5 protein-coding genes are annotated in these 8,393 nt (G+C 47.0%); 4 read left to right on the forward strand and 1 reads right to left on the reverse strand.

The features are described from left to right. Window positions 1–409 precede the first annotated feature (409 nt). From hdcC to hisS, 4 genes are all read left to right on the forward strand, one after another. Window positions 410–1,771: a histidine-histamine antiporter gene (gene hdcC / locus ACF8OF_RS20040; protein WP_262881809.1), complete on the forward strand. Its 1,362-nt coding sequence runs from the start codon at window positions 410–412 to the stop codon at window positions 1,769–1,771. A 51-nt stretch (window positions 1,772–1,822) separates the two neighbouring features. Then, window positions 1,823–2,959 (forward strand): histidine decarboxylase, encoded by a 1,137-nt coding sequence (locus tag ACF8OF_RS20045; protein ID WP_262860121.1) that lies wholly within the window; start codon window positions 1,823–1,825, stop codon window positions 2,957–2,959. Window positions 2,960–3,162: 203 nt separating this feature from the next. Further along, window positions 3,163–4,605, forward strand: coding sequence for an amino acid permease (locus ACF8OF_RS20050; protein ID WP_262860122.1), 1,443 nt, complete (start codon window positions 3,163–3,165; stop codon window positions 4,603–4,605). A gap of 10 nt (window positions 4,606–4,615) precedes the next feature. After that, window positions 4,616–5,887: a histidine--tRNA ligase gene (gene hisS / locus ACF8OF_RS20055; RefSeq protein WP_025152528.1), complete on the forward strand. Its 1,272-nt coding sequence runs from the start codon at window positions 4,616–4,618 to the stop codon at window positions 5,885–5,887. 317 nt (window positions 5,888–6,204) lie between these two features. Here hisS and ACF8OF_RS20060 read toward each other — a convergent pair whose 3' ends face one another. After that, complete coding sequence (locus ACF8OF_RS20060) at window positions 6,205–7,806, reverse strand: glycosyl hydrolase family 18 protein (protein WP_279796901.1); 1,602 nt, start codon at window positions 7,804–7,806, stop codon at window positions 6,205–6,207. Window positions 7,807–8,393: the final 587 nt, after the last annotated feature.

The following is an 8,393-nucleotide window of genomic DNA, read 5'->3' on the forward strand; positions in this document are numbered from 1 at the left end:
ATCGCTAAAAATAATCAATTTATCTGATGAGTAATATAATATAAAACCGGTTTTGTCATTTTAACTCATATCATAAAACCCGTTTTTATTTCTGAATGCCATTCTTTTTTATCGTGTTGAAAAAAGTATATTTATTTTTTACTTAACCGCTTTGTTAATTCACATATGACAAAAGTAAAATAATAACCACACCCAAAGTCGGATTATTCACGCCGAAAAAGGGGGACAGAGTCACTTACGGAAAAACAGCCCATAAAATAGTCATTTTCAGCCGGAACTGTTATGGAAGCGCTGTTTTTTTTGATCAATATCAAATTTAGAACGACATTTAAAAATTAAGTTTTCCCTATCTCGGTAATTGTCATCGGGTGCACCTTTCCAATTAAACAATCATTACAGGAAAAGCATTATGGGAAACATGAGTGCCAGTTCCGCCCATAAAATGGGGGTGGTCGCGCTGACCCTGGTAACCGCATCAAATATGATGGGTTCCGGTGTGTTCATGCTGCCGACTAACCTCGCGGGCGTCGGTTACATCTCCTTATGGGGATGGTTATTTACAATCATTGGTGTTATCGCATTAGCATTAGTTTTCGCCAAAACCAGTCTTATCACACCGCGTAACGGTGGTATCGTGGCATACGCCAGTGATGCTTTCGGTCCGTTTATCGGTTTCCAGACTACTGTTTGTTACTGGATCAGTGCCTGGGTCGGTAACGTCGCGCTGCTGGTTGCCGGTGTCGGCTACCTCAGCTACTTCTTCCCTGAACTGAAAAACCCGGCTATCGGCAGTGTCGTTGCTATCGCGATTCTGTGGGGCTTCGTGGTATTAGCCAGCTTCGGTGCCCGTGTCGCCGGTCGTGCGCAGTCATTCACTGCAAGCTGCATGCTGGTTGTTGTTCTGGGTGTCGGTGTGATCGGCTGGTTCTGGTTCGATCCGCAGATGTTCTCTCAGGTTTATAACGGCACCGGTAAAAGTGATACCACTGCTATTATCACTGCGGCATCTATCGCACTGTGGGGCTTCCTGGGTGTTGAATCTGCTGTGGTTTCCAGCGGCCAGGTGGACAAACCGGAATACACAGTACCGCGTGCCACCGTGTATGGTCTGCTGATTGCATCAGTCTGTTACGTCGGCAGCTGTACGGTCATCATGGGTCTGGTTCCGCATGAAGAACTGATTAACTCTGCTGCACCGTTTGCAGATGCTGCCCGTTACATGTTCGGTGAAACTGCCGGTACTGTTGCGTCTATCCTGAGTATCATCGCCTGCTTCGGTTCTATCTCCGGCTGGTTAATCCTGCAGTCTGAAGGTCCGCGTGCCGGTGCCGACCAGGGTCTGTTCCCTAAATTCTTCTCTGATGTGAACAAAAATGACGTTCCGATGAAAAGCCTGATTTTCACCGGTGTGCTGATGAGCCTGGTGCTGTTAATGACTGCATCACCAAACCTGGCCAAACAGTTCGAAATCGTCATCCTGATGTCTGTTTTCGCATCCCTGCTGCCATACATGTACGCACTGATTTCTCTGCCAATCATCATGGTTTCCAAAAAAATGAACCGCGGCAGCACCTTCATTTTCTATAACGTCCTGGTGGTTATCGGCATTATCTACTGTGTCTTTGCCCTGTTAGGTTCCGGTTCTGATTCTATGTTCTGGGGTCTGGTCATGATGTCAATCACTATCCCGCTGTTCAGCTTCGTGGCCGCCGGCCGTGCGAAAAAAGGCAACGACATCCTGTACATCAATGACGAACAAAACAAAGCGTGATTTGCTCCGCTTCACAGTCTTCAATTTTTGAAAAACAAGAGGTAATTAAGTATGACTCTGTCTATCAATGATCAAAACAAACTTGATGCATTCTGGGCTTATTGCGTAAAAAACCAGTATTTCAACATCGGTTATCCTGAATCAGCGGATTTCGATTACACCAATCTGGAACGCTTTTTACGTTTCTCCATCAACAACTGCGGTGACTGGGGCGAATATTGCAACTACCTGCTGAACTCTTTCGATTTCGAAAAAGAAGTGATGGAGTATTTCGCAGACCTGTTCAAAATCCCGTTTGAACAAAGCTGGGGTTATGTCACCAACGGCGGTACCGAAGGTAACATGTTCGGTTGCTACCTGGGCCGTGAAATCTTCCCTGACGGTACGCTGTACTATTCAAAAGATACTCACTATTCCGTTGCGAAAATCGTTAAATTACTGCGTATCAAATCTCAGGTTGTTGAATCTCTGCCAAACGGCGAAATCGACTATGACGATCTGATGAAAAAAATCGCTGACGATAAAGAAGCGCATCCGATTATCTTCGCTAACATCGGTACCACTGTCCGCGGTGCTATTGATGATATCGCTGAAATCCAGAAACGCCTGAAAGCAGCCGGTATCAAACGTGAAGATTACTATCTGCATGCTGATGCGGCACTGAGCGGCATGATCCTGCCATTCGTTGATGATGCACAGCCATTCACCTTTGCTGACGGTATCGACTCCATCGGTGTGTCCGGCCACAAAATGATTGGTTCGCCAATCCCTTGCGGTATCGTTGTTGCGAAGAAAGAAAACGTAGACCGTATTTCTGTTGAAATCGACTACATCTCCGCACACGACAAAACCATCACCGGTTCACGTAACGGTCACACACCACTGATGCTGTGGGAAGCTATCCGTTCACATTCAACTGAGGAATGGAAACGCCGCATTACCCGCAGCCTGGATATGGCGCAGTACGCTGTTGACCGTATGCAGAAAGCCGGTATCAATGCATGGCGCAACAAGAACTCCATCACTGTTGTGTTCCCTTGCCCGTCAGAACGTGTCTGGAGAGAACATTGCCTGGCAACATCCGGCGACGTGGCTCACCTGATCACCACCGCGCACCATCTGGATACCGTAGAGATCGACAAACTGATCGACGACGTTATCGCGGATTTTAACTTACACGCGGCATAAAAAAAGGCAGTGGTAAATATCCACTGCCCCCTTACGGTTCGTTGCCGGCGCAGACGCCAATCCTGCCGGCAACGCTTTCTAACCTATACAGCGACACAGGATGATGCAAGAAAAAAGACCAAAAAACACGGCTCAGTTCTCTGATCGTGAGATTTTTTGCTCCCTCATCCGCAGCTGGAGTATTTCTGTGAGGACAAAATGGTATGGTTCCCAATGGTAAATCCACCCACCGCATGGGCCTGACAGCCCTGATTATTATGACGGCTTCCAATATGATGGGAAGCGGCGTGTTTATGTTACCCTCCTCCCTTGCGCATATCGGTTCCATCGCACTGTGGGGCGGACTGCTGACCTTCTGCGGCGTGCTGGCACTGGCGCTGGTGTTCGCCAAGACCGGTGAAATCTCCCCCTGTAAAGGCGGTGTGATTGCCAACATCGGCCGGACATTCGGGCAGTATATCGGGTTACAGACATCACTTTTTTACTGGCTTTCGACCTGGATAGGCAACTGTGCCTTACTGATCTCCGGTGTCGGTTATCTCTCTTATTTCTTTCCGCAGCTTCACACTCCGCTTTACGCCGCTATTACCGCCATTATTATTCTCTGGGCTTTCGTTCTGCTGGGTTTGCAGGGCGCAAAAGTCGTCGGCTATGCGCAGATTTTTACCGGCCTTTGTATGCTCACCGTTATTCTGAGCATCAGTATTTTCGGCTGGACCCATTTTGATTACACACGTTATATCACCAGTTTTAATGTTACTCAGACCAGTAACACAGATGCTATTTTTGCCGCCGCCGCCATTTCGCTGTGGGGCTATCTGGGGGTTGAATCCGCGTCGGTTTCATCTGCCCAGGTGATTCATCCGCACCGCAATATTCCGCTGGCTACGATTATCGGGCTGGTGATTGCCGCCACCTGCTATCTCAGCTCCACCAATGTCATGATGGGGATCCTGCCCCATGAACAGCTTGTTAACTCCACCGCGCCGTTTGCGGATACCGCCCGTTATCTGTGGGGCGAACATGCGGGACAGATTATCTCTGCGCTCGCGATTATTGCCTGTTTCGGCGCACTGCCGGGCTGGCAGATTTTACAGACTGAAGTTCCCCGCTCTGCGGCGGAAGAAGGCACATTTCCGCGTTTTTTTGCCGATGTGAACCGCCACGGCGTGCCGTATAAAGGGCTGATGTGTACCGCCGGGATGATGAGCGCCGTGTTGTTGCTTACCATCTCACCGAGCCTGGAACAGCAGTTCCGCAACATCATTATTCTTGCGGTGTCCGCCAGTCTGATCCCGTATGCGTTTGCAGTGATTTCTCTGCCGATCGCCATGATCGCCAAAAAAATGCAGTACGGACGTACTTTTATTATTTACGCCACTCTGAGCCTGATCGGTCTGGGATTCATTATGGTCGCGCTGACAGGCGCCGGTACCAAACCGCTGTTCTGGGGCATGGTACTGCAAATGGTGACCATTCCGCTGTATCTGTTTTTTATTATGCGCCGTGAAAAAAACACTACGGATCCCCGTCCCGGGCTCGCCCTGTCGTACATCCCGGGGATCTGCACTGAGCAGACCGCTGAGATGGCGTTATCGGCTGACAATGATGACAGCCGGAATTTCTCACAGAGAAACTGTATATAGAGGACTAAAAATGGAAAAGATTCAGTCAATCAGAGGGATGAGAAGCGTGCTTCCGGAAGAAACACCGGTCTGGCAGTGGCTGGAAAACCGGATCCGGAATATCACTTCCCGCTACGGCTATCAGGAGGTCAGGCTGCCGATTCTGGAACCGGTTGCCCTGTTTGAGCGCGCGGTCGGTGAATCCACCGATATCGTCTCAAAAGAGATGTATAACTTCCTCGATAAAAGCGGCGAGCACATCACCCTGCGTCCGGAAGGTACCAGTGGTTGCGTCCGGACCGTGATTGAGAACAACATGTGCTACAACACCACGCAGCGCCTGTGGTATCAGGGCCCGATGTTCCGTTATGAGCGTCCGCAGAAAGGCCGTCTGCGCCAGTTCACCCAGTTCGGGGTGGAAACCTTCGGCATGCCGGGGGCAGATGTGGATGCCGAGCTTATCTTTATGGTGAAAGATATCTTTAAAGCGCTCGGTGTGGATAAGCACGTCCGCCTGGAGATTAACTCCCTCGGGACACCGGAAGAACGTTCAGAGCACCGTCAGCAGCTGGTGAATTACTTTATGCAGCACAAAGCGCTGCTGGATGAGGACAGCCTGCGCCGTCTGGAAACCAACCCGCTGCGTATCCTGGACAGCAAAAATCCGGATATGCAGGAGATGATCGAAGCGGCACCACGCCTGCTGGACTTCCTCGGCGAAGAGTCACAACAGCACTTTGATGAGCTGCGCCGCCTGCTGGACAGCGAAAACATTGCCTATGTGGTTAATCCGCGTCTGGTCCGCGGACTGGATTACTACACCCGTACGGTGTTTGAGTGGATCACGGAAGAGCTGGGTTCACAGGGGACAGTCTGCGGCGGCGGCCGTTATGATGGTCTGGTTGAATTATTCAGCGGCAAACAATTACCGGCTTCCGGGTTTGCTATCGGGATCGAACGGCTGTTACTGCTGATCCAGACCCTCGGCCTGGATAAAGCGATTGTCAATCAGCCGGATATCGTGGTGACGTATGAAGACCCGGCACAGAATGTGGAAGCGCTGTTACTGGCTAACACACTGCGCCATCAGTTACCGCAATATAAAATCCTCAATGATTTCACCCGTGCCAAACTGAAGCGTCAGCACAGCAGCGCACTGAAATCCGGCTGCCGTTACATTGTGACGCTCAACCGTGACGGACAGATAGGCTTGTGGGATCTTACCGCGAACACCAATGAAACGGTGACCACAGACACACTCGCCAATGCGTTACTGAATAAAACCATCACCGCGATGGCCTGATAAACTATAGCGCAACAGTAATAAAAACACTGTTTTTTTGAAGTGACTCCCGATAATCGGATAACCCATTATCGGGAGTTTTTTGTATCCATCAGTGGCAGGATTTATCTTCATATTGCTTAGCTCGCATAGTAACGGTACCGGATTTCGTGCCGAACAAATCCGGCTCTCTTAAGGCCGCAATGTGGAATAAGGGCAATGCAGAAAGTTATGCCACAGAATAATACTTCCTGACATTCCCTCATCATCCGCTGTTATATCTTTGTCAAATTGTCATAGTCTGTGACAGCATTGTGTTGGTTTCAGAATTATCATCCTTATTTATTTTCCTTGTCTGCCGCAGACCGCAGCAGCGGAGCCATATCAATTCGCGGGGTTCCGTCCACCCCGGCACCCAGGCCTTCACGTGCCGCATTAGTCAGCAGACCATTATCATGATCAATCATCCAGATAAACATGCCCCCCAGCCCTTTTTCACGCACATATTTCGCTTTTTCATACACGCTCCATGGCGTCTCTACTGACATAAAGATATTTTTAGACCTGTTATAAAGGAATTCGGCGGAAGACACTTTATCAGTGTACATTTTGAAGCCATTGATGCCGTTAAGATCACCATCAACATAGTTATATAAGAGATCCGGCCATTCACTGGTTGCTTTTTCAAAGCTGCCTAAAACACCCGTTTTAGCGTTATTGTCTTTGTCATAGCTGCCAACTAACGGAGATGCATTGACGATTGTGGCATTTTTGGCATTACGCGAATATCCCGCATAGCCGATATTAATTTTCTTCGGTTCTATGTGAAGATCATTAATAAGATAATCTACTGCTTTTTCAACTGAGTTTCGTGTACCATCAGCAACAGTATTTCTTAAGTTCGTATGATGCATTAGCTTTTCTGCCCATGGCGAGCCGAAAAAGTCGTAAGTCATCAGGTTTATTTTATCAACACCCGCCGCAACAAGTTTATCAATTTCCCCGTCCTTTAATCCTTTCGGGGTAGCTATCGTTGCGATACTGACAGGGACACCAGGAAGTACCTTACGTATTTCTTTAATCAGCTCAACAAAATTCGGCACATCTTCCGGACCAAATTTATTGTGGTCTTCCCCTTTGTAATTCGGATATTCCCAGTCAATGTCCAGTTCCTTAAACATAGGGAAAAGATCGAAGATATATTTTAATGATTGCGCCAGACGTACCCGTTTATCCGCATCTTTTGCTATATAATGGAAAGCCTCGCTCATCGACCATCCCCCCAGACTCAGACCGATTGGCATTTCGGGAAATTTTTTATTAAGCTGAACAAGCGCACCCAGAACACCCATAGCCTCTTCCGGATTAAATTTCACCTCCTTCCATCCCGGAAAACCACAATTAATATAAGCACCAACATCTCCCCAAAAATCAGTCAGGGTTGCTTTCCCTTTATGATTGGCAACATCCCCCTCGTTAGCAGCAATACCAAAATCAACTGCCGCTCTCTTAATGGTGTCTGCTTTTATCCCGTTATCTCCGATAATTGCCGAAAACCCTAATACCAGGCGATCAAAGTAAGAATTTTCCCCCTGCATCAATCGCATAATATCCGTACCACGCCCACCCTCTTTATAACCATACTGATCAGGTTCATAACGGGAATCATAAATACCCCAATCAGACATATAGCCAAAAACTTCAAACCCTTCAGTTTTGCTATAGTCATTAAACAGATGCCTTACAACCCGGCCCGGGGTATAACTCAGCAGGCTATCCTCAGCAGAAGGATCAAAATTATTTACCTCATAGGTTTTTTCTGCCGCACCGGCGGCCCATATCGTACCGTTAACATTTGTTCCGGGATCAGACGGGAATACAAGCGGGTTTTCTTCACGGTCTTTAGCCATATTACTGAGCTTTTTTTTAAAATCTGACATAACAATCTCCATGAGATAAAAACGATAGATTAATTAACTATAAATATATCCCTAGCAGCCCAACACTTATTATCAATTCTTACATTGATTGTTTTTTCGATATAATTACTCCGGAAACGAGTCCCGGAAATATAATCGTAAAAATTCATTCACTATTTTTTAATATCCTGACTTATCTATTTAATGTTTTAACCGTTCGATTCAGGAAAAATAAATCTGATCTTTATATATATTCCACCTTACTATTTTCCGGTATTAAAATAAAATCAAACCTCATTAACATCAAGCTAATTTAGCCACAAAAGAATTGCAATACTAAAATAAAATGGCCAGACCACAAATAAAATTAACGCGCATTTATATGAATTCCGGCTGTTATAATATAATAAATACTAAAACATTATCAGGATAAAAATATTCATCTGCTCAGCGGCCTGATTAGGATAATAGTTATATTACTGATACTTCCGCCACTGAAATACAGTGCCATGAAGTACTGGTTAAAGTTCAGGAATTTTAAAACTTTCTGATTCTGGTATGAAAGCGTAAATTATTTCTTGTCACAATTGGCTCAGCCATACCACTTA

This window comes from Morganella sp. TYF_1, assembly GCF_043105645.1.
GTDB classification, from domain to species: Bacteria; Pseudomonadota; Gammaproteobacteria; order Enterobacterales; family Enterobacteriaceae; genus Morganella; species Morganella morganii_B.